This window comes from Pseudomonas sp. G166 (genome assembly GCF_037027455.2).
Taxonomy (GTDB): Bacteria; Pseudomonadota; Gammaproteobacteria; order Pseudomonadales; family Pseudomonadaceae; genus Aquipseudomonas.
Window position 1 is genome coordinate 6,296,244 of the sequence record NZ_CP146985.1, and the last position, 21,438, is coordinate 6,317,681.

Annotated in this window: 22 protein-coding genes and 1 other RNA gene; 11 read left to right on the forward strand and 12 right to left on the reverse strand. The window is 61.6% G+C overall.

Annotated elements, in window-relative coordinates:
- The first annotated feature begins 59 nt into the window (after positions 1-59).
- Positions 60-380, forward strand: a complete 321-nt coding sequence (locus tag SGN16_RS28000; RefSeq protein ID WP_170846005.1) for a DUF2388 domain-containing protein — start codon at positions 60-62, stop codon at positions 378-380.
- Between the two features lie 183 nt (positions 381-563).
- Here the strand turns inward: SGN16_RS28000 and gcvH are convergent, their stop codons facing one another.
- The 8 genes from gcvH to SGN16_RS28040 form a co-directional block, all read right to left on the reverse strand.
- Entirely contained in the window at positions 564-947 is a 384-nt protein-coding gene (gene gcvH / locus SGN16_RS28005; protein ID WP_210641923.1) for a glycine cleavage system protein GcvH, read from the reverse strand.
- A gap of 52 nt (positions 948-999) precedes the next feature.
- Positions 1,000-2,082 carry a glycine cleavage system aminomethyltransferase GcvT gene (gene gcvT, locus SGN16_RS28010; protein ID WP_210641925.1) on the reverse strand — a complete coding sequence of 361 codons (1,083 nt, stop codon included), beginning with the start codon at positions 2,080-2,082 and terminating at the stop codon, positions 1,000-1,002.
- 157 nt (positions 2,083-2,239) lie between these two features.
- Positions 2,240-3,856 (reverse strand): iron ABC transporter permease, encoded by a 1,617-nt coding sequence (locus tag SGN16_RS28015; RefSeq protein WP_335944633.1) that lies wholly within the window; start codon positions 3,854-3,856, stop codon positions 2,240-2,242.
- A 173-nt stretch (positions 3,857-4,029) separates the two neighbouring features.
- Complete coding sequence (locus SGN16_RS28020) at positions 4,030-5,034, reverse strand: extracellular solute-binding protein (protein WP_335944634.1); 1,005 nt, start codon at positions 5,032-5,034, stop codon at positions 4,030-4,032.
- A gap of 226 nt (positions 5,035-5,260) precedes the next feature.
- Positions 5,261-6,478, reverse strand: a complete 1,218-nt coding sequence (locus SGN16_RS28025; protein ID WP_210645454.1) for a 2-octaprenyl-3-methyl-6-methoxy-1,4-benzoquinol hydroxylase — start codon at positions 6,476-6,478, stop codon at positions 5,261-5,263.
- 67 nt (positions 6,479-6,545) lie between these two features.
- Positions 6,546-7,733 (reverse strand): 2-octaprenyl-6-methoxyphenyl hydroxylase, encoded by a 1,188-nt coding sequence (gene ubiH, locus SGN16_RS28030; protein WP_335944635.1) that lies wholly within the window; start codon positions 7,731-7,733, stop codon positions 6,546-6,548.
- Complete coding sequence (gene pepP, locus SGN16_RS28035) at positions 7,730-9,064, reverse strand: Xaa-Pro aminopeptidase (RefSeq protein WP_210641934.1); 1,335 nt, start codon at positions 9,062-9,064, stop codon at positions 7,730-7,732. The genes ubiH and pepP overlap by 4 nt, the downstream gene beginning before the upstream one ends.
- 24 nt (positions 9,065-9,088) lie before the next feature.
- Complete coding sequence (locus tag SGN16_RS28040; protein WP_210641936.1) at positions 9,089-9,643, reverse strand: YecA family protein; 555 nt, start codon at positions 9,641-9,643, stop codon at positions 9,089-9,091.
- A 129-nt stretch (positions 9,644-9,772) separates the two neighbouring features.
- Between SGN16_RS28040 and SGN16_RS28045 the strand changes: the two genes are divergently transcribed.
- The 4 genes from SGN16_RS28045 to SGN16_RS28060 all read left to right on the forward strand — a co-directional run bounded on the left by SGN16_RS28045 (position 9,773) and on the right by SGN16_RS28060 (position 11,229).
- Positions 9,773-9,982 (forward strand): TIGR02449 family protein, encoded by a 210-nt coding sequence (locus SGN16_RS28045; RefSeq protein WP_003177365.1) that lies wholly within the window; start codon positions 9,773-9,775, stop codon positions 9,980-9,982.
- Positions 9,979-10,296 (forward strand): cell division protein ZapA, encoded by a 318-nt coding sequence (locus SGN16_RS28050; protein WP_003177364.1) that lies wholly within the window; start codon positions 9,979-9,981, stop codon positions 10,294-10,296. Before SGN16_RS28045 ends, SGN16_RS28050 begins: the two co-directional genes overlap by 4 nt.
- Before the next feature lie 30 nt (positions 10,297-10,326).
- A non-coding RNA gene (gene ssrS / locus SGN16_RS28055) (6S RNA) lies at positions 10,327-10,506 on the forward strand.
- A gap of 117 nt (positions 10,507-10,623) precedes the next feature.
- Positions 10,624-11,229, forward strand: coding sequence for a 5-formyltetrahydrofolate cyclo-ligase (locus SGN16_RS28060; RefSeq protein WP_335944636.1), 606 nt, complete (start codon positions 10,624-10,626; stop codon positions 11,227-11,229).
- A gap of 35 nt (positions 11,230-11,264) precedes the next feature.
- On the opposite strand, the gene SGN16_RS28065 is transcribed toward SGN16_RS28060, so the two are convergent.
- The gene (locus SGN16_RS28065; protein WP_210641940.1) at positions 11,265-11,411 is read right to left on the reverse strand and encodes a hypothetical protein; all 147 of its coding nucleotides are present in this window, start codon (positions 11,409-11,411) and stop codon (positions 11,265-11,267) included.
- A 195-nt stretch (positions 11,412-11,606) separates the two neighbouring features.
- Here SGN16_RS28065 and SGN16_RS28070 point away from each other — a divergent pair, with 195 nt between their 5' ends.
- The 4 genes from SGN16_RS28070 (at position 11,607) to SGN16_RS28085 (ending at position 16,945) form a co-directional block, all read left to right on the forward strand.
- Positions 11,607-12,056: an EVE domain-containing protein gene (locus SGN16_RS28070; protein WP_335944637.1), complete on the forward strand. Its 450-nt coding sequence runs from the start codon at positions 11,607-11,609 to the stop codon at positions 12,054-12,056.
- Between the two features lie 82 nt (positions 12,057-12,138).
- A complete protein-coding gene (locus SGN16_RS28075; RefSeq protein WP_335944638.1) occupies positions 12,139-13,104 on the forward strand; it encodes an efflux RND transporter periplasmic adaptor subunit in 966 nt (321 codons plus the stop codon).
- The gene (gene rbbA, locus SGN16_RS28080) at positions 13,101-15,827 is read left to right on the forward strand and encodes a ribosome-associated ATPase/putative transporter RbbA (RefSeq protein WP_335944639.1); all 2,727 of its coding nucleotides are present in this window, start codon (positions 13,101-13,103) and stop codon (positions 15,825-15,827) included. The genes SGN16_RS28075 and rbbA overlap by 4 nt, the downstream gene beginning before the upstream one ends.
- Positions 15,827-16,945, forward strand: coding sequence for an ABC transporter permease (locus SGN16_RS28085; RefSeq protein ID WP_335944640.1), 1,119 nt, complete (start codon positions 15,827-15,829; stop codon positions 16,943-16,945). Before rbbA ends, SGN16_RS28085 begins: the two co-directional genes overlap by 1 nt.
- Before the next feature lie 69 nt (positions 16,946-17,014).
- Here the strand turns inward: SGN16_RS28085 and SGN16_RS28090 are convergent, their stop codons facing one another.
- Positions 17,015-17,431: a flagellar basal body-associated protein FliL gene (locus SGN16_RS28090; protein ID WP_210641947.1), complete on the reverse strand. Its 417-nt coding sequence runs from the start codon at positions 17,429-17,431 to the stop codon at positions 17,015-17,017.
- Between the two features lie 150 nt (positions 17,432-17,581).
- On the opposite strand from SGN16_RS28090, the gene SGN16_RS28095 reads away from it, so the two are divergent.
- Positions 17,582-18,559: an NADPH:quinone oxidoreductase family protein gene (locus SGN16_RS28095; RefSeq protein WP_335944641.1), complete on the forward strand. Its 978-nt coding sequence runs from the start codon at positions 17,582-17,584 to the stop codon at positions 18,557-18,559.
- A 51-nt stretch (positions 18,560-18,610) separates the two neighbouring features.
- Here the strand turns inward: SGN16_RS28095 and SGN16_RS28100 are convergent, their stop codons facing one another.
- A complete protein-coding gene (locus tag SGN16_RS28100) occupies positions 18,611-18,811 on the reverse strand; it encodes a hypothetical protein (protein ID WP_335944642.1) in 201 nt (66 codons plus the stop codon).
- Between the two features lie 548 nt (positions 18,812-19,359).
- On the opposite strand from SGN16_RS28100, the gene glpT reads away from it, so the two are divergent.
- Entirely contained in the window at positions 19,360-20,709 is a 1,350-nt protein-coding gene (gene glpT / locus SGN16_RS28105; RefSeq protein WP_210641949.1) for a glycerol-3-phosphate transporter, read from the forward strand.
- Here the strand turns inward: glpT and SGN16_RS28110 are convergent.
- Complete coding sequence (locus SGN16_RS28110) at positions 20,685-21,353, reverse strand: gamma-glutamylcyclotransferase (RefSeq protein WP_210641950.1); 669 nt, start codon at positions 21,351-21,353, stop codon at positions 20,685-20,687. The two genes, glpT and SGN16_RS28110, sit on opposite strands and share 25 nt — an antisense overlap.
- Positions 21,354-21,438: the final 85 nt, after the last annotated feature.

A 21,438-nucleotide genomic window follows, 5' to 3' on the forward strand; every position in this document is an offset into this window, starting at 1 on the left:
ACGGAACTGAATCGAGGCGCAGGTAATCCAAAGTCATAGTTAACCCAGTGGAGTCACCTATCATGCGTCTCAAACTTGCTGTCGCTACCCTAGCCTTGCTGTCTCTTCCTGTTGGCTCGGCAATGGCCGACACGTTTTGGCGTAACGTCATCTCATCCGGTGCGACCACCGGTTCCACCTACCTGACCTTCAAGGATCACAAACTGATCGTCGCCGCCCAGGATGATGCCGGCAGCTTTGTCGCCAGTGACGGCGGTATCCGTGGTCCATACCTGGAAGCAGCGATGCAGAAAGTCCGTGCCGACAACCCTGGCCTGCAAGCCACCGACATGGAACTGGCCAACGCGATCCTGGCGAAAAACGCCGTCGCCCAGGACTGATCCCCAGGCCCATGAAAAATGCCGCTCGATTGAGCGGCATTTTTTTGCCTGGCGAATATCCAGAGGCTGCCCCAACCCCCTGTGGGAGTGAGCTTGCTCGCGATAACAGTGTGTCAGTCAACATCAATGCTGCTGATCCACCGCTATCGCGAGCAAGCTCGCTCCCACAGGGTACAGTCGGCCTTACTCGCCGATAGCAGTCTTGTAGCCTGCTGCGTCAAGCAGCTTGTCCAGCTCGGCCTTGTCGCTTGGCTTGAGCTTGAAGATCCAGGCGCCATACGGATCAGAGTTCAACAGCTCCGGCGAACCGCTCAGTTCTTCGTTGATCGCGATCACTTCACCGGCAATCGGGGCGTAGATATCGGAAGCGGCTTTGACCGACTCCACCACGCCGGCCTGGTCGCCTGCGGCAAAAACCTTACCGACCTCAGTCAGCTCGACAAACACCACATCGCCCAAAGCTTCCTGTGCGTGATCGCTGATGCCCACGGTGACGGTACCGTCAGCTTCCAGGCGCGCCCACTCGTGGCTTTCGGCAAAATGCAAATCGGTAGGGATAAAACTCATGCTCTGTGTCCTCAAGAGAAAGTGTCAGCGGCCAGCGGCCCGCCGCAAAAAGTTAGATCAGGGTTTTACCATGGCGGACGAAGGTCGGCTTGACCACCCGCACCGGGTACCACTTGCCACGAATCTCCACCTCCGCACGGTCGGCGGTCGCCATCGGAACACGTGCCAAGGCAATCGACTTGCTAAGCGTAGGAGAAAAACTACCACTGGTGATCTCTCCTTCGCCAACATCAGCGATGCGAACCACCTGATGGGCGCGTAAAACACCCCGCTCCTCCAGCACCAGGCCGACCAGTTTGTGCTGCACACCGCCAGCGAGCTCGGCTTCCAGGGCACTGCGACCGATGAACTGACGACTGGCCGGCTCCCAGGCTATGCTCCAGGCCATGTTCGAGGCCAGCGGGGAAACACCCTGGTGGATGTCCTGGCCATAGAGGTTCATGCCAGCCTCCAGGCGCAAGGTATCGCGGGCCCCGAGACCGATGGGAGAAATGCCGGCCCCCACCAGATCATTGAAGAAACTCGGGGCTTCGTGGGCGGGCAAGACAATTTCCAGCCCGTCCTCACCGGTGTAGCCGGTTCGGGCAATGAACCAGTCACCGTCGGCGCGACCTTCGAAGGGTTTGAGTTGCTGGATCAACTGGCCACGCGATTGCGTGACCAGCTCGGCGATCTTGTGCCGGGCCTGGGGGCCCTGGATCGCCAGCATCGCCAGTTCGGGACGCTCATGCAGTTGCACGTCGTACTCACCCAACTGCGCCTGCATCCAGGCCAGGTCCTGATCGCGGGTCGAAGCGTTGAAGACCAGACGATAACCGTCCTCGACCCGATAGATGATCATGTCGTCGACGATGCCGCCGCGCTCGTTGAGCATGGTGCTGTACAAGGCACGTCCTGTGTCCTGCAAGCGATCGACATCATTGGCCAGCAAGCGCTGCAACCAGGCCTTGGCCTGAGGGCCGGCCACGTCGATCACGGTCATGTGGGATACATCGAACACACCGCAGTCGCGACGCACCTGATGGTGTTCTTCGACCTGCGAACCGTAATGCAAAGGCATATCCCAACCGCCAAAATCGACCATCTTCGCGCCTAGGGCGAGATGAAGGTCATACAGAGGCGTACGCTGTCCCATGGGTTTCTCCTTCCGGGCTTGGCGAAGGTGCGGACGGGCACTGCACGGCGTAGACACCTTGAAGAAAAGGCGTTCTCAACCACTCTCAGTTACCCGGTCCGACAGACGGACCGCACCGAATGCCGCGCATTGTAGCCGCATGACGTAGGACTGACACCTAGCTGTTTCGATGGGCCGAACGCCGTATCAATCCGATGACCGGTAACAGCCCCACCAGCACAAGGGTCAGCGCCGGCAATGCAGCCCGCGCCCACTCCCCTTCGCTGGTCATTTCGAAAATCCGTACCGCCAGCGTGTCCCAGCCGAATGGGCGCATCAACAGGGTCGCGGGCATTTCCTTGAGCACATCGACGAACACCAGCAACGCTGCGCTCAAGGTCCCGGGCAACAGCAACGGCAGATACACTTTGAAAAACAGTCGCGGCCCACTGACCCCAAGGCTACGAGCAGCTTCCGGCAACGACGGGCGAATTCGCGCCAGGCTGCTCTCCAGCGGACCGTAGGCCACGGCCAGGAATCGCACCAGATACGCCAGCAACAACGCCGCCAGACTGCCCAGCAATAACGGCTTGCCCGCGCCACCGAGCAAGGTCGACAACGGGATGACCAGCTCTCGATCCAGATAGCTGAAAGCAAGCATGATCGACACCGCCAACACCGAACCGGGCAAGGCATACCCCAGGTTCGCCAGACCAACGCCAGCGCGAATGGGACGGGTCGGCGCCAGACGCCGGGCGAAAGCCAACAGCAAGGCGACGCAAACAGTAACCAGCGCCGCCAACCCGCCCAGATAGAGGGTATGGATGATCAGCCCGGCATAACGCTCGTCCAGATCGAACCGCCCGCGCTGCCAGAACCACACCACCAGTTGCAGCATCGGAATAACGAAAGCACAGGCAAACACCAGGGCGCACCAGCCGCTGGCCGCCACAGCCTTGAGACCTCGCAAGTGATAAAGCGCCTTGACTCGGGGGCGCTCGTTGCTGGCCCGCTGGGCGCCTCGGGCGCGGCGTTCGCCGTAAAGCACCAGCATCACCGCCAGCAGCAACAGGCTGGCCAGTTGCGCAGCACTGGAGAGGCTGAAGAAGCCGTACCAGGTCTTGTAGATGGCGGTGGTGAAAGTGTCGAAGTTGAACACCGACACCGCGCCGAAATCCGCCAGGGTTTCCATCAGCGCCAGCGCCACGCCCGCACCGATCGCTGGCCGGGCCATCGGCAGCGCCACTCGCCAGAATGCCTGCCATGGCGTCTGCCCAAGCACCCGGGCCGCTTCCATCAACCCCTTGCCCTGGGCCAGGAATGCACTTCGCGCCAGTAGATAGACATAAGGGTAAAACACCAGGACCAGCACCAGGATCACCCCGCCGGTGGAACGAACCCGGGGCAGACGCAAGCCGCTGCCGAACCATTCACGCAACAGCGTTTGCACCGGGCCGGCGAAATCCAGCAGGCCGACGAAGACAAACGCCAGCACATACGCGGGAATCGCAAATGGCAGCATCAATGCCCAGTCCAGCCAACGTCGACCAGGAAACTCACACAAGCTGATGAGCCAGGCGAGGCTGACACCCAGTAACGTCACACCGAAACCCACCCCCAGGATCAGCGTGAGGGTATTACCCAACAAACGCGGCATCTGCGTATCCCACAGGTGGGACCAGATCTGCTGGTCGACGCTCTGCCAGGACAACAGCAACACACTCAGGGGCAACAGGACCAGCGCGGCGACGGCGAAGACCAGAGGGTACCAGCGGCGTTGGACGGGGTGGGTCAAGGGGAGCTCTCGTTTAAATGATGATGCCCGCGCGTTGGCGCGGGCACATATCTTATGACGCGTGGTGCTGTTCGTGCCTGGGTAAAGAAGAGGTTTAAACCTAAATGACCGACCGACCACAAGCCCCGTGGCGAGGGGATTTATCCCCTCGCCACAGAGGCTTTGTCCGATTTCTAGTTCCAGCCAGCGCGATCCATCAAGCGAATGGCTTCAGCCTGGCGCTTACCCGCCACTTCCACCGGCAAGGTGTCGGCCTTGAACTTGCCCCAAGCCGCAACTTCCTTGGAGGGCTCCACCTTCGGGTTGGCCGGGAATTCCTGGTTCACGTCGGCGAAGATGCTTTGCGCCTCAGGCGTGGTCATCCACTCCACCAGTTGTTTCGCAGCTTCCGGATGCGGGGCATGTTTGGTCAGGCCGATGCCCGAGAGGTTGATATGCACGCCACGGTCGGCCTGGTTCGGCCAGAACAGCTTGACCTTCAGATCCGGCTTCTGTTGGTGCAGGCGACCGTAGTAGTAGGTATTGACGATGCCGACATCGCACTGGCCGGCGTTGATCGCCTCGAGCAACGCGGTGTCATCGGAGAACACGTCAGTGGAGAGGTTCCTGACCCAGCCCTTGATGATTTCCTCGGTTTTTTCCGCGCCGTGGGTTTCGATCAGCGTGGCGGTCAGGGACTGGTTGTAGACCTTCTTCGACGTGCGCAGGCACAGACGGCCTTCCCATTCGTTGCCGGCCAGGGCTTCGTAGGTGGTCAGTTCGCCGGGTTTGACCCGATCGGTGGAGTAGGCAATGGTCCGCGCCCGCAGGCTCAAGCCGGTCCAGGCATGGGAAGCGGCGCGGTATTGGGATGGGATGTTGGCGTCGATCACCGGGGAGGTGAATGGCTGGAGAATGCCCATTTGCTCGGCCTGCCAGAGGTTGCCGGCATCGACGGTGAGCAGCAGGTCGGCGGTGGCGTTCTCGCCTTCGGCCTTGATCCGCTGCATCAGCGGCGCTTCCTTGTCGGTGATGAACTTCACCGATACGCCGGTTTTCTTGGTGTAGGCATCGAAGACCGGCTTGATCAGCTCATCGATACGCGAGGAGTAGACCACCACCTCATCGGCGGCCTGGGCGGCGGTGGTGCCGATCAGGGTCAAGGCGAGGGCGGACAGCAAGCGCTTGGGTGCCAGCATAGGAGCGGTCTCTCGATGTATGAACGAGCGCAAATGATAAGGACTCACATTTGGCATCTCAATCGAACAGTTGCCAGACACATTTCCAAATGTTGCAGCTCTGAGATGTGCTGTTTTTTGCGTCCGCAATCGCGGGCAAGCCTTGCTCCCACAAAAGCTCGTCCTACATTGCACACCTGTGGGAGCAAGGCTTGCCCGCGATGAGGCCTTTGGCCCCGACAAAAATCTAGGCCTTGGCCAAATCCGGTAAATCCCCAATCAACCCCAGCGCCTCGCGCACGAACAGCGCCTTGGCCTCGGGCATGCGGTCTACCAGCTTCAGCCCGGTATTACGCAACCAGCGCACCGGCAGTGGGTCGGCCTGGAACAACCGCTCGAAACCTTCCATCGCCGCCATCAACGCCAGGTTATGGGGCATGCGTCGCCGCTCGTAGCGGCTGAGCACTTTCACGTCTGCCAGTCGCTCGCCGCGCCCAGCCGCTTGCAACAACACTTCGGCCAGCACAGCGGCGTCGAGGAAGCCCAGGTTCACCCCTTGTCCAGCCAGCGGGTGAATGGTGTGGGCCGCATCGCCGATCAACGCCAGCCCCTCGGCCACATAGCGCTTGGCGTGACGCTGACGCAGCGGTACGCACAGGCGTGGGTCGGTACTCAGCACCGTGCCGAGCTGACCTTCGAAGGCCCGTTCCAGCTCGCTGCAGAACTCAGTGTCATCGAGCGCCATCAAGCGCTGCGCCTCGCCGGGGGTAGTGGACCAGACGATCGAGCACCAATCGTGCTGACCGTCGCGCTCCAGTGGCAGGAACGCCAGCGGGCCGTTGTCGGTAAAACGTTGCCAGGCCGTCGTGCGATGGGGCTTGGCGCTGCGCACACTGGTGACGATGGCATGGTGCAGGTAATCCCATTCTCGCGTTGCCACGCCTGTCAGGCGGCGTACAGCCGAATTCGCGCCATCGGCGGCGATGACCAGCGGTGCCCGCAAGGTGCGCCCGTCCGCCAGGGTCAGCAGCCAGTCATCGCCAGAGCGGCGCATCTGCTCCAGGCGTGCATTGGCCAGCAAGCCCAGGTCGCAGTCATGCAGCCGGTCCAACAGGGCATCCTGCACGACACGGTTTTCAACGATATGCCCGAGCACCTCGGCATGCAGGCTGGCGGCCGAGAAATGAATCTGCCCGGTACCGCTGCCATCCCAGACGTGCATGTCGGTATAGGGGCTGGCGCGCCGGGCGAGGATGCCGTCCCAGACACCCAGGCGATCGAGGATCCGCTGGCTGGCCGTCGACAAGGCACTGACCCGCGGCTCGAACGCAGCCTGGGGATCGAAGGGTTTGACGCTCATCGGGCTGCCGTCGAGCAACAGCACTTGCAGGCCACTGCCCTGCAACGCCAGCGCCAGGGCGCTGCCGACCATTCCGGCGCCGACAATCAGCAGATCTGCACGCAATTCCATGCTTTAAGCCTGTTGTACTGGCGACCTGAGCCGCCCATGAGAAAAATGATCAAACCATGCCTCACGCATCGGGCCGTACTCCCAGTCCCATGGCTTGGCGGGCGAACCAGCGCTTGGCCGGCGGCAGCAGGTCCAGGCCCAGCAGGCCGAGATTGCGCCCCAGGGACACCAGCGGCAGGTTGCTGCTGAACAGGCGCGTGACCTGGTCGGAAAACCCGACGGTCAGGGTCTGATCCATTCGCTGGCGCTCGCGATAAGCTTGCAGCACGGCAAAATCGCCCGGCTCGCTGTCGCTGGCGAGCAAGGCGTCGGCCAGGGCCTGGGCGTCGCGCAGAGACAGGTTGAACCCCTGCCCGGCAATCGGATGCAGGCTGTGGGCGGCATTGCCCAGGATCGCCAGGTTTGAACGGACCTGTTCCTCGGCCTCCACCAGCGCCAGCGGATACAGATGCCGCGCCCCCACCTGCTTCAGCGTGCCCAGGCGATACCCGAATACACTCTGCAATTCGTTGAGGAAGCTGCGCTCGTCGAGGGCAGCCAGCCGTTGCGCGTCCATGCCCTGGCGAGTCCAGACCAACGCGCAGCGATTCTCCGGCAGGGGCAACAAGGCCATCGGGCCATCGTCGGTGAAGCGTTCGAAGGCCATGCCGTTATGGGCTTCGCTGGGGGTGATGTTGGCAATCAACGCGCTCTGGTCATAAGGCCGATTGCGCACGCCGATACCCAACTGCTCTCGCAGGTTGGAGCGGCCACCGTCTGCCAGCACGGCAAGGTCGCATTCCAGGGTGGTTTCGTCGTTGAGGGTCAAGCGATAGCCGCCGACCAGCGGCTCCATCCGGGTGACCTGCGCCGGGCAGCGCCAACTGACCACGTCTTTGTCCAAGCCTTGCCACAGGCACTGGCCGAGCCAGGCATTTTCCACCACGTAGCCCAGGGCAGGCACGCCTTCTTCCATGGCCGACAAGCGCGCCGTGGAGAATCTCCCGCGATCGGACACGTGGATCTGCTTGATCGGCTCGGCGCGACGGGAAATTTCCTGCCAGACACCCAAGCGTTGATAGATCTGTCGGGCCCCGTACGACAGCGCCGAGGAACGGGCATCGTAGCTGGGTTGCCAGGTATCACCGGGGGCGAAGGGTTCGATCAGCATGATCTTCCAGCCCCGGGCCTTGGCGCCGGCTTGCAGGGCCAACGCCAGGCTGGCACCCACCAGCCCGCCGCCGACGATCGCCAGGTTGACCCGGCTCATGCCGCTTGCGTCCGCGCAGCGGCCATCAGGGCCTCGATATCGGCGACCGTTTTCGGCACGCCATGGCTCAGGATTTCACAACCGGTTTTGGTCACTACCACGTCATCCTCGATGCGCACGCCAATGCCGCGCCATTTTTTCGCTACGCTGCGGTTGTTCGGACTGATGTAGATGCCCGGCTCTACGGTGAGAGTCATGCCGACCTCCAGTACCCGCCACTCGCCGCCAACCCGGTATTCGCCCACGTCATGCACGTCCATGCCCAGCCAGTGACCGGCACGGTGCATGTAGAAGGCCCGGTAGGCTTCGCTGGCGATCAATTCGTCCACTTCGCCTTCCAACAGCCCAAGTCGCACCAGCCCCTCGGTAATGACCCGGACTGTCGCTTCATGGGCCTGGTTCCAATGCTTGTCCGGCGCAATCTCGGCAAATGCGGCTTCCTGTGCCGCCAGCACCACTTCGTAGATTGCCTTCTGTTCGGGCGAATACTTGCCGTTGACCGGCCAGGTACGGGTGATGTCACTGGCATAGCAATCGATTTCACAACCGGCGTCGATCAACACCAGGTCGCCGTCCTTGAGCAGTGCGTCGTTCTGCTGGTAATGCAGGATGCAACTGTTGCGCCCCGCCGCGACGATCGAGCCATAGGCCGGCATCTTCGCCCCGCCCTTGCGAAATTCATAATCGAGCTCGGCTTCCAGGCTGTATTCATACAACCCCGGCCGCGCCGCCTGCATCGCCCGGATGTGCGCCTGGGCGGAAATCCGTGCCGCCTCGCGCATCACTTTCACTTCTGCCGCCGATTTATACAGGCGCATGTCATGCAGCAGATGATCCAGGGCAACGAATTCGTTCGGCGGCTGGGCGCCGAGGTGGGCCTTGGAGCGAATCACGTTGATCCACTCCATCAAGTGCCGGTCGAACTCAGGATTGCTGCCCATGGCCGAATACACCCGGTCACGGCCCTCGATCAGGCCCGGCAGGATGTCGTCGATATCGGTGATGGGAAACGCATCATCGGCGCCGTAGTCACGGATCGCCCCTTCCTGGCCGGCCCGCAGGCCGTCCCACAACTCACGTTCGGCGTTGCGCTCGCGGCAGAACAGGATGTATTCGCCGTGGGCCCGGCCAGGCATCAGCACCAGCACCGCTTGCGGCTCGGGGAAGCCGCTGAGGTATTGGAAGTCGCTGTCCTGGCGGTAGACGTGCTCGACGTCGCGGTTGCGGATCGCAACGGCGGCGGCGGGCAGGATTGCGATGCTGTTGGGCTCCATCTGCGCCATCAAGGCCTTGCGGCGACGGCTGTATTCCGATTTCGGGATATGAATCATGGGCAGACGGGGTTCCCTCTAGAATCAATGCAAGGACGGTTTGGTCGCCGCTGCATCGGTTTTCTTGGTCTCGGTGAACAATAGCAATGGTGCGACCCGCAGGTACTCCATCACTTCCATGTAGTCGCTTTCACCATCATCGGACTCTTCCAGGGCATCCTGGACCTGAGAGATCGCGGCCAAGTCTTGCAACACTTCCTTGGCCTCATCGCTCAATGCGTATTCGCGGCGGGTCAGGCCGAAGCCGGCCAGGAAGCCCTGGCACCACTGGCCCAATGCCGCGGCGCGGTCGGCCAACGGTGCGTCGTCGGTGGGCAGCAGCAGGACGACAGTCATGTCGTCACTGGTCAACTCGCCCTTGACCATTTCCTGCAGGCCGATAAGCGCGTTGCGGACGTTGTCCGCTGGCTCGCCTTCCAGCAGCTCGGCGGCATCGGCCAACCAGCCGTCGGCATCGAAGCCGGCGCCGGCGCAGCTACGGCCGAGCAGCAGGCCGTGCAGTTCGGCAGGCGAGACGGGATGACCACTGGTGCTCAGCAGGGTGGCGAAGGCTTGGTACGGAGAATTCTGAATGGGCATGGGCAGCTAGGCGCCAGACGGCGCTATGTCTAGAATGGAGGCCTTGTATCCTACATCGACAGACTCGCCAAGACCATTAAAGGCTGTGCGACCCCTATCCCCCATCAGACACAATCTTCAGTGGACACAATGGAAGACACCGACCTGCAAGCGCTGATGGCCAGACTCGAATTGCTAATTGACCGGGTCGAGCAACTTAAGAGCCAAAACGGACTCCTATTAGCTCAGGAAAAAACCTGGCGCGAGGAACGCGCGCACCTCATTGAAAAAAACGAAATCGCCCGGCGTAAGGTCGAATCGATGATTTCGCGCCTCAAGGCCCTGGAGCAAGACTCATGAGTTCAAGCAATAGCGTTACCGTGCAGATCCTCGATAAAGAATATTCGATCATCTGCCCCCAGGAAGAGCGTAGCAACCTGGTGAGCGCCGCCCGCTACCTGGACGGCAAGATGCGCGAAATCCGCAGCAGCGGCAAAGTCATCGGTGCCGACCGCATTGCCGTGATGGCAGCCTTGAACATTACCCACGACCTGCTGCATCGCCAGGATACGCCGGACCTGCAGGTCAGCGGCTCGACCCGCGAACAGGTGCGTGACCTGCTCGATCGAGTGGATCTGGTACTGGCCACCGATCCGGACGTCAGCAAGGGCTGATTCGCGAGGCTGCCTGGGGTATACTCGCCTCACTCCCTGGGGTGCTTGCCAGTTGGTGATGTCCCTGAGCCGATACGCACAACCACGGGGGTTGCACGTTGGGGCCGGTGTGCATGTCCGCTTGACGGAAAGCCTTAACGCCCCCTGCAACTTCCACCTTGAACTTTCGGGTTCAAGGGCTAAGCCGACAGCGGTTCATCCGGGGAGCCTGATTTCAAACAATGCCAGTCCAGGTGGACTGGCATTGTTGTTTGCGCCGCCGGCATTTCTGAGCACCCTGTTTTGCGGTTACGCTGTGCTGCCCTCGCCACTGCGTGAAGCCTCGATATGACTGAACCTGCGCTGCTGCCCCGCCCGCAACTTCGACGCCTGCTGCGCCAGGCCCGCCGTGCCCTGACACCCGCCCAGCAGCGGCAAGCCGCCCAAGGGCTCTACAAGCAATTGGCCCAGCACCCGCTGTTTCGCCGCGCCCGACACATCGCCCTTTACCTGCCCAACGATGGCGAAATCGACCCACGCCTGCTGCTGCGCGCCGCCCAGCGCCGAGGCAAGGCCACTTATCTGCCGGTGCTCAGCCCATGGCCGCAGACCAAGATGGTTTTCCAACGCATCCACCCTGGCGAAAAAATGCAGCCCAACCGTTTCCGCATCCCTGAACCGCGCAAGAATATCGCCCGGCAGCGCAAGGTCTGGACATTGGATCTGGTGTTGATGCCACTGGTGGGGTTCGACGATGCGGGAGGCCGGCTGGGCATGGGTGGCGGCTTCTATGACCGCAGCCTGGCGTATCTGGCGCGACGCAAGCAGTGGCGCAAGCCGACGCTGCTGGGGCTGGCCCATGAATGTCAGAAGGTCGAACGTTTGGCGCAGGCAAGCTGGGACGTACCGCTGCAGGGAACGGTCAGCGACAGGCATTGGTACCTGGTGCAGTAGACGCCGCGAGAATCAGCGGCGCCCGGAAGACAGTTTCAGCGTTTGATCGATGGCGCAGGTTGAGTGATTTCCACCGGCGCGTCGGTCTTGTTGGACCATAAACTCTGGGCGTAACCCGTGGTGACGACCCCCAGGCCGAACAGAATGACTAAGATCCACAACAAATCCGGTTTGCGTTTCATCGATTGCCCCCCTCAAGGCAGATCACACACGATGACAGCAGCGGTTTTCTTATTGGCCGTGCAGCAGCGTCAAGCTTGGAAGGCCGGCATTTTGCGGCAACCTGCTCCGACACGCAAACTCTGGCGTCAACCGACTGTCGGTTTGTCATAAAATCGCTGAACTTTTTTTCTCAACACCGCCCAGGAGTAGAAATCATGGCCTATTGGCTGATGAAGTCCGAGCCCGACGAATTATCCATCCAGGGCCTGGAAAAGCTCGGCCAGACGCGCTGGGACGGAGTTCGCAACTATCAGGCGCGCAATTTCCTGCGGACCATGGCGGTGGGCGACGCGTTCTTTTTCTACCACTCCAGTTGCCCGGAGCCAGGCATTGCCGGGATCGGGCGGATCGTGCGGGCAGCCTACCCCGAGCCGACAGCACTGGAACCTGACAGCCATTATTTCGACCCCAAGGCCAGCCCGGACAAAAACCCCTGGACTGCAATCGACGTGGCCCATGTCGAGACCTTCCCCCGCGTGCTGAAGCTCGACTACCTCAAACAGCAGACCGCCCTGGCCGAGATGCCGCTGGTGCAGAAAGGCTCCCGACTGTCGGTGATGCCCGTGACAGCCGAGCAGTGGGCGGCGGTGATTGCCCTGCGCTGATCACCCATGAGTTGATGGACATCAAGCTGGACCGGTCGCTGATCCAGCAGACTGTAACGCTACAGCCCGCAGGACGCCGTACATGTCGACGAACCATCGTACCCCTCGCTTTTTTGCCCTCGCCTTGCTGGCTGTGTTGCTGGCCGCCGGTGGGTTCGGCTACTGGAAGTCGCGCCATGATCGCTTGCCAGAAGGCCTGAGCATGGGCAACGGGCGCCTGGAGGCCACCGAAGTCCAGATCGCCAGCAAGACCCCCGGACGCCTGGCCGAGGTTCATGTCGATGAAGGCGACAACGTCCTCAAGGGCCAATTGCTCGCGCGCATGGACACCCGCACCCTGGAGGCCCAGCGCAACCAGGCTGAAGCCGAGGTCGTGCGGGCCCGGGAAAACCTCGCCGCCGCCGAGGCCAATGTGCAACTGCGCCAGAGCGAACAATTGCTCGCTCACCAGGAGCTCAAACGGAGCCAGGAACTGTTCAAGCGCGGCTACGCCAGCGCCCAGGTCATTGACCAGCAGCAAGCCCGCGTCGATACCGCCAACGCTGCGGTTAACGCTGCCCGGGCCCAGGTATCGGCGGCAACGGCCGCCATCGGCGCGACCCAGGCCCAAGTGGCCCAACTGACCAGCGAAATCGACGACAGCAGTTTGCGCGCACCCATCGACGGCGTGATCCAGTTGCGCCTGGCCGAGCCGGGCGAAGTGTTGGGTGCCGGCGGCCGGGTGCTGCTGATGATCGATCCGAACGACCAATACATGAACCTGTATCTGCCGGCATCCGTGGCCGGGAAACTGGCGGTGGGCGATGAAGCACGACTGCTGCTCGACGCCCTGCCCGAGCGACCGCTGCCGGCCAAGGTCAGCTTCGTCGCGGCCAAATCCCAATTCACCCCCAAAGAAGTCGAGACCCGTGATGAGCGCCAGAAACTGGTGTTTCGCGTCAAAGTGCGCTTGACCCAACCCGGTGAAGTGCCTCAGGCCAAACCCGGCATGCCCGGCGCCGGCTACGTGCGCACCGCCCCCATCGACTGGCCGGCCAACCTGCAATGAGCGCCACCCAAGGCGAAACGGCGTTACAGGCGTCGGGCCTGGAACATCGCTACGGCCAGCACCTGGCCTTGAGCGATATCACCTTCAGCCTGCCCGCCGGTACTCGCTGCGGCCTGATTGGTCCCGACGGTGCCGGCAAATCGAGCCTGCTGGGGCTGATCGCCGGGGTCAAGAAACTCCAGGGCGGCCAGCTGCAGGTCCTCGGCGCCTCGATCGAGGACCGGCGCCATCGCAATACCCTCTATCGACGCATCGCGTTCATGCCTCAAGGGCTGGGGGGCAACCTCTACCCTGACTTGTCGATACGCGAGAACATCCGCTTTTTCGGCACACTGTTCGGCCTGTCGCGGGCAGACTGCAAACAACGCATGGGCCAGTTGCTGCTGGCTACCGATCTACAGCGTTTTGCCGACCGCCCGGCAGGCAAGCTGTCCGGCGGCATGAAACAAAAGCTCGGCCTGTGTTGCGCGCTGATCCATGAACCGGACCTGCTGATTCTCGATGAACCCACCACCGGCGTAGACCCGCTGTCCCGACGGCGCTTTTGGGAACTGATAGAAGACGTACGCCGCCAACGACCGCAACTGACCTTGCTGGTCGCCACGGCGTATATGGAAGAGGCCGAACAATTCGAGCATTGCCTGATGCTCGACAACGGTCGCTTGATCGCCAAGGGTTTGAGTGCCGAACTGGCTGCCGTCACACCCGACGGCAAGCTCGACTCGGCCTTCACCCATTTCCAGGGCGACAGCGGCCACGACGCCCAGCCGCTGACGATCCCTCCCAGGACCGACGGCACTGCCGACATCGCTATCGAAGCCCATGACCTTACCCTGCGCTTCGGTGACTTCACCGCCGTCGACAAAGTCAGCTTCGCCATCGGTCGCGGTGAGATCTTTGGTTTCCTCGGTTCCAACGGGTGCGGCAAGACCACCACCATGAAAGTGCTGACCGGGTTGATGCCCGCCAGCGAAGGCGATGCCCGACTGCTGGGTAAGCCGGTGGACGCCAAGGACCTGGCCACCCGCAAACGCGTGGGGTTCATGTCACAGAGCTTTTCACTGTATGGGGAATTGAGCGTACGACAGAACCTGGCCTTGCACGCCGAGCTGTTCGACCTGCCCAAGGCCCAGAGCGGCACCCGTATCGAGGAGCTGATCCAGCGCTTCAACCTCCAGGACTTCGCCGACCAACCTTCCGGAGCCTTACCCCTGGGCCTGCGCCAGCGCTTGTCCCTGGCGGTGGCGGTGCTGCATCGCCCGGAAGTGCTGATCCTCGACGAACCGACCTCAGGCGTCGACCCGGCCGCGCGGGATGACTTTTGGCGGTTGCTGATCGAGTTGTCCCGCGAGCAAGGCGTGACGATTTTTCTCTCCACGCACTTCATGAACGAAGCCCAACGCTGCGACCGCATTTCACTGATGCACGCCGGCAAAGTCCTGGCCTGTGACACACCGGCAGCCTTGCAGGCGCAGTTCAACGGCCAGACCCTGGAAGCGGCATTCGTCACCTGCCTGGAACAAGCCCAGGGCGAGACGCCGCAAGACACGGCCCCCGTGACCCTCGACACCGCCGACGCCCCCCGGGACCGGCGTGGCCTGAGCCTCGGCCGACTGTGGGCCGTCGCCAGCCGGGAAGGCAAGGAACTGCTGCGAGACAAAGTGCGGATGGCGTTCGCCTTGCTCGGAGCGTTGTTCATGATGGTAATTTTCGGCTACGGCATCTCCCTGGACGTGGAAAAACTCGCATTCGCTGTGTTTGATCAGGATCAGAGCCCACAAAGTCGCGCTTATCTGGAAGCGTTTCGCAGCTCGCGCTACTTCGACGAGCAGCCGCTTATCCAAGACGCCAGCGAGTTGCATCGGCGCCTGCAACGCTCGGAAATCAAACTGGCCCTGGAAATACCGCCCGGCTTCGGTCGTGACCTGTATGCCGGTCGTCAGCCCGCCGTTGGCGCCTGGCTGGACGGCGGCATGCCGTTTCGCGCCGAGACCAGTCGCAACTACGTCCAGGCCGTGCATCAGGCTAATCTCGAGCAGTTGGTCGAACAGAGCAGCCCGGCGCGAAACCGCCAAACCGCGGCCAAGCTGGAAACCCGCTTCCGCTACAATCAGGATGTGGTCAGTGTGAACGCCATCGGCCCAGGGGTGATGGCACTGATCCTCGCATTCATTCCAGCCATGTTGACCGCCCTGGGCATCGTGCGGGAAAAGGAACTGGGTTCGATCACCAACTTCTACGCCACGCCGCTGACCCGCCTGGAATTCCTCCTGGGCAAACAAGCGCCTTACCTGGCGGTCAGCCTGGTCAACCTGGCCTTGCTGACCGCGATGAACCGCTGGCTGTTCGGCGTGCCGTTCAAGGGCAGTGGCCTGACGCTGGCGTTGGGCGGCCTGCTCTACGTGCTGGCGACCACCAGCATGGGGTTGCTGATCTCGGCGTTCACTCGCACCCAGATCGCAGCGATCCTCGGCACCATGATCATCACCAGCCTGCCGACGATCCAATTCTCGGGGCTGATCGTGCCGCGCTCGTCCCTGGAAGGCGCCGCATCGGTGATGGGCCAGTTGTTTCCCGCCGGTTATTTCCTGGACATCGCCGTCGGCACCTTCACCAAGGCCCTGGATCTGCGCCAGCTGTGGCCGCAATGCCTGGCGTTGTTCGGGTTTTTCCTGGGGTTCACCGGGCTCAGCCTGGTCATGCTGAAAAAGCAGGAGGCCTGATGCACAAGCTCTCACATATCTGGCGTCTTGGGCTCAAGGAACTGACCAGCCTGCGCTACGACTCCGTCCTGCTGCTGTTTCTGGGCTATGCCTTTACCGTGGCGATCTACATGCCGGCGGCGGGCTCGGTGATCGGTGTCCACAACGCCAGCGTGGCGATAGTGGATGAAGACCAGAGCCACCTGTCACGCCAACTGGCTCAGGTCCTGCAACCGCCGGAGTTCCAGAACCCAGTGGCGCTGCCTTATGCCGAGCTGGACAAGGTCATGGACAGTGGCCGCTACACCTTTGTCATTAACGTGCCCGCCAACTTCCAGGCCGACCTGCTCGCCGGACGCGAGCCGGCGCTGCAACTGAACGTCGATGCCACGGCCATGAGCCAGGCCTTCATGGGCGCCGGCTACATCGGACGGATTTTCCAGCAGGAACTGCTGACCTACAGCGGCCAGGCACAAGCGACCGAACAGCCCCCCGTGAGGCTGACCACCCGCTCGCTGTTCAACACCAACCTTGAGGGCGGGTGGTTTCTGGCAGTGATCCAGATCGTCAACAACATCACGATCCTGGCCATTATCCTGACCGGCACCGCATTGCTGCGCGAACGCGAGCACGGCACCCTCGATCACCTGCTGGTGCTGCCGCTGACGGCGCTGGAAATCATGCTGGCGAAAATCTGGAGCAATCTGTTGGTGGTGGTGCTGTGTACCTGGGCGTCGCTGGAAATCATCGTCAAGTTCGCGCTGGGGGTGCCGCTCGCCGGCTCCATGCTGCTCTTCCTGCTGGTGACCGCGCTCTACCTGTTCGCCAGTACCGCCCTGGGCATCTTTCTCGCCACCCTGGCCCGTTCGACACCACAATTCGGCTTGCTGGCGATCCCGGTGATCATCCCGATGCTGCTTTTATCGGGCGGCAGCACGCCGCTGGACAGCATGCCGCAATGGTTGCAATGGGTAATGCAAGGCTCGCCGTCGACCCATTTTGTCAGCCTCAGCGCAGCGATCCTGTTCCGTGACGCAGGCGTTGCGGTGGTATGGCCGGACATGCTGGCGTTGGTGGCGATCGGCCTATTGTTCTTTGCCATCGCCCTGGGGCGGTTTCGCAAAAGCCTGGCGTCTTGATCAAAAAAGCGCCGCCTTCAGCAGCGCCGACACAGTCGTGGCATTGCCGAAGGCGGCGATCTTGGCGATTTATTGAATGATCAGGTTGTTGAACAACAGATCATCCACCATTGGTTTGCCAGTTTCGTCGTTCATCACTTGCTGAGTCTGCTTCAATGCTTCCTGGCGCAGCTTTTCCTTGGCTTCCAGGTTATTCATGGCCTCGGTGGTCTGCTGGGCGAACAGCGCCACCAACTGGTTGCGAATCAACGGCTCGTTGGCCTTCACCGCCGCCACGGCAGCATCGCCGGTCACGCGCAGGGCCACATCGGCCTTGTAGACCCTCAGCTTCGCCGAACCATCGAGCCCATAGTTGCCGACAAAGGGCGGGCTGAGGGTGATGTAACTGACCTTCGGCGCCTCGCCTTCCTTCGCTTCCTTGCCCTCTTCGGCCATCGCTGCCACAGGCAACGACAGGGCCAGCATCAACATGATCCACGCTTTCACAAGTGACTCCTCATCCGGTTTGCGGCCCAGCATACCGTCCCACCGTTCAAGCACAAGCTTATGGCTGGCTATCAGGGCGGGGCATGCTCGTTGACCCATTGACTCTCACACCTACACTTATCGGCCACCACTCCCAAAGGAATAGCCCTGATGAAAGCCGTGCTGTGCAAAGAATTCGGCCCCGCCGAATCGCTGGTGCTGGAAGACGTCGCCAGCCCCGTCGCGAAGAAGAACGAAGTGCTGCTGGAGGTGCACGCCGCCGGGGTGAATTTCCCTGACACGCTGATCATCGAGGGCAAATACCAATTCAAGCCACCCTTTCCGTTCTCTCCTGGCGGCGAAGCGGCGGGCGTCATCAGTGCGGTGGGTGAAAAAATCAGCCACCTGAAGGTCGGTGATCGGGTCATGGCACTGACCGGCTGGGGCAGCTTTGCCGAACAAGTGGCAGTGCCAGGCTACAACGTGTTGCCGATCCCCGCGTCCATGGACTTCAACACCGCTGCCGCCTTCAGCATGACCTACGGCACCTCGATGCACGCCCTCAAGCAACGGGCCAACCTGCAACCTGGCGAAACCCTGCTGGTGCTCGGTGCCTCCGGCGGCGTCGGCCTGGCAGCGGTGGAGATCGGCAAGGCCATGGGCGCCCGGGTCATCGCCGCCGCCAGCAGCACCGAAAAACTCGCCGTAGCCAAGGCAGCTGGCGCCGACGAGTTGATCAACTACAACGAAACCAGCCTCAAGGATGAAATCAAACGCCTTACCGACGGCCAGGGCGCCGATGTGATCTACGATCCGGTGGGCGGCGACCTGTTCGACCAGGCCGTGCGCGCCATCGCCTGGAACGGCCGGCTGCTGGTGGTCGGTTTCGCCAGCGGGCGCATCCCCGAACTGCCGGTGAACCTCGCCCTGCTCAAGGGTGCTGCCGTGGTGGGTGTGTTCTGGGGCTCCTTCGCCCAGCGCCAGCCCCAGGACAACGCTGCCAACTTTCAGCAACTGTTTGGCTGGTTCGCCGAAGGCAAGCTCAAGCCACTGGTGTCACAGGTGTATCCACTGAGCAATGCCGCCCAGGCGATCAATGACCTGGGGCAGCGCAAGGCGGTGGGGAAGGTGGTTGTGCAGGTGCGCTGAAGCTTCACAGCGGTCCGGGCGTTTGACGCTGCGGGCCGCTATTGGCAAGCACTAGCACAACGCGCGAATCTCCTTGGGCAACATTCGCACACACCGTGACGCAGGAAAACGCCCGTAGTGCATCACGATCATGGGCATGTGCCTGTTCAAGCGGGCGATCAAGGCCAGACGCTCGACATCCGACATCTGCTTGACGAAAAACACATTGGACAAGTAGTTGCGCGTGGAATGGAACGGGAGCAAACCTTGCACCCATAGTTGGCCCCAAGCGCATTGATGTCCGAGCACTCCCAGGCCTGGATCCATTTACGGTCATCCAAAGGCCTGTCATCCAGGCGGAACTCGAACGGCACCACGACATGCGTCTGCTCCCGATGTTCGTTGCCCACCGTCCAAGGACGCTCAGGCACCCACAACACATCCGTCGCCCAACTCGTACCGGACAAGCACAGCAACAGCATCACAGCACACCACTTCATACCGTTACCCCTCACCCGAATGCCAGCGCAGGCAGAAAGGTGAAGGGTAAAGACCGGGCCTCATTGGCTAAATGGCGAGACTTCCCGTTTAGTTGAAGGACGTTTCCCACTGTTCTGTCCCGCCATCACGACATGTGGGTGCGAAAAATCCAGACAAGACAATTCCTACAGCGTCATCAGCGCATGCCTGAGCGACGTGTTCACTTAAGAACATTACCCAAGGCTTTTTTCTCTGTTTATCGACCAGCAAGCAATGCTATTTTCGGTAACGAAACTGTAACATTCGCATTCGCAGTCATAACAAGAACCTGGAGCCCTTGAATGTTTGCTTTCTTTCGTCCTGCCGCACACCAGGCGTCCCTGCCTGAAGAAAAAATAGACAGCACCTACCGACGCCTTCGCTGGCAGATCTTCGCCGGGATTTTCTTTGGGTACGCAGGGTATTACCTGCTGCGCAAGAACTTCTCCCTGGCCATGCCGTACCTGATCGACGAGGGTTACACCCGGGGGCAACTGGGCCTGGCCATGTCGGCCATCGCCATCGCCTACGGGCTTTCGAAGTTCCTGATGGGCCTGGTGTCCGACCGCTCCAACCCGCGCTACTTCCTGCCCTTCGGCTTGCTGGTGTCGGCGGGGGTGATGTTCGTTTTCGGTTTCGCGCCTTGGGCGACGTCCAGCGTGACCATGATGTTCATTCTGCTGTTCATCAACGGCTGGGCCCAAGGCATGGGTTGGCCACCCAGCGGACGGACCATGGTGCACTGGTGGTCACAGAAGGAACGTGGCGGCGTGGTGTCGGTGTGGAACGTGGCGCATAACGTCGGCGGCGGCCTGATCGGTCCGTTGTTCCTGTTGGGGATGGGCTGGTTCAACGACTGGCACGCCGCATTCTATGTGCCCGCTGCCGTGGCGCTTGCCGTGGCCGTGTTTGCTTTCGTGACCATGCGCGACACCCCGCAATCGGTGGGCCTGCCGCCCATCGAGAAATACAAGAACGATTACCCGGAAGGCTACGACGCCAGTCACGAGAACGAATTCAGCGCCAAGGAAATCTTCGTCAAATACGTGCTGCGCAACAAAATGCTCTGGTACATCGCCATGGCCAACGTCTTCGTTTATCTGCTGCGCTATGGCGTGCTGGACTGGGCGCCGACCTACCTCAAGGAAGCCAAGGGCTTCACCGTGGACAAAAGCTCCTGGGCTTACTTCTTCTACGAGTGGGCGGGCATTCCCGGCACGCTGCTGTGCGGTTGGATGTCGGACAAGATCTTCCGCGGCAACCGTGGCCTGACGGGCATGGTGTTCATGGCACTGGTGACCGTGGCAACCCTGGTGTACTGGCTGAATCCGGCCGGCAACCCGACCGTCGACATGATCGCCCTGGTTTCCATTGGCTTTCTGATCTACGGCCCGGTCATGCTGATCGGCTTGCAGGCGTTGGAACTGGCGCCGAAAAAAGCCGCCGGTACCGCCGCCGGTTTCACGGGGCTGTTTGGCTACCTCGGCGGCTCGGTCGCGGCCAGTGCCGCCATGGGCTACACCGTGGACCATTTCGGTTGGGATGGTGGTTTTGTTCTATTGGTCGGAGCCTGCCTGCTGTCGATGGCGTTCCTCGCGCCAACCCTGTGGCACAAGCAAATCGCCAGTCAGAGCCGCGAAGCGATCGCCTGATCCAAGGCTGATTTGCAGCGCTTGAGCCGCGCCTCCAGATTCCGGTCCGGCATGGCGTGGCTACGCAGTGCGTGAATGGTCTGCTCGACATAATCACGGGTGCTGCCGTAACGCCCGCAGGCGCTTTCGAACACCTGGCTCAGCACATGGTCCGGCAAGTTGCCGGCATAGCTGGGCAGGTGCCGCTCCAGCACAAACCCCAAGGCTTGCACCCGGCTGCCATCTTCGAGACGGCAACTGAGCCAATGCGGACGATAGGACGGGAATGGCATCTCGCGCTGCCACAAGGCAAACAGCGAGTCTTCGAGGTTCTCCTGCGGTAATCGATAAGCGAACCCGCTGCACGAACCGCCGCGATCCAGACCGAACACCAACCCCGGCAACTCCGGGGTACCGCGGTGTTCATGGGACCACAGATACAAACCGCGATGATAACCGTGGACCCGGCCGCGCATCCGCTCCACTGCCGTGCATTCCGGCCGCCAGATCAAGGAACCGTAAGCGAACAGCCAGACCGGCCCGCCTTGGTGACGGCTCATGGTCGATTGCATCGAGGCGAGCAGTTGTTCACGGGTCAACTGCGGCCCCAGGTCAAGGCGTGGCGGATACGGTGCACAGGGAATGGCAGATTCGATAGCGGTCATGGCCGTTAGCGTTTGGCTCCTCGCGGGTCGGTGGATGGGGATTGCCCGTCATGCTGTTGACGTTTATCGGGATCAAGGCAAGTTA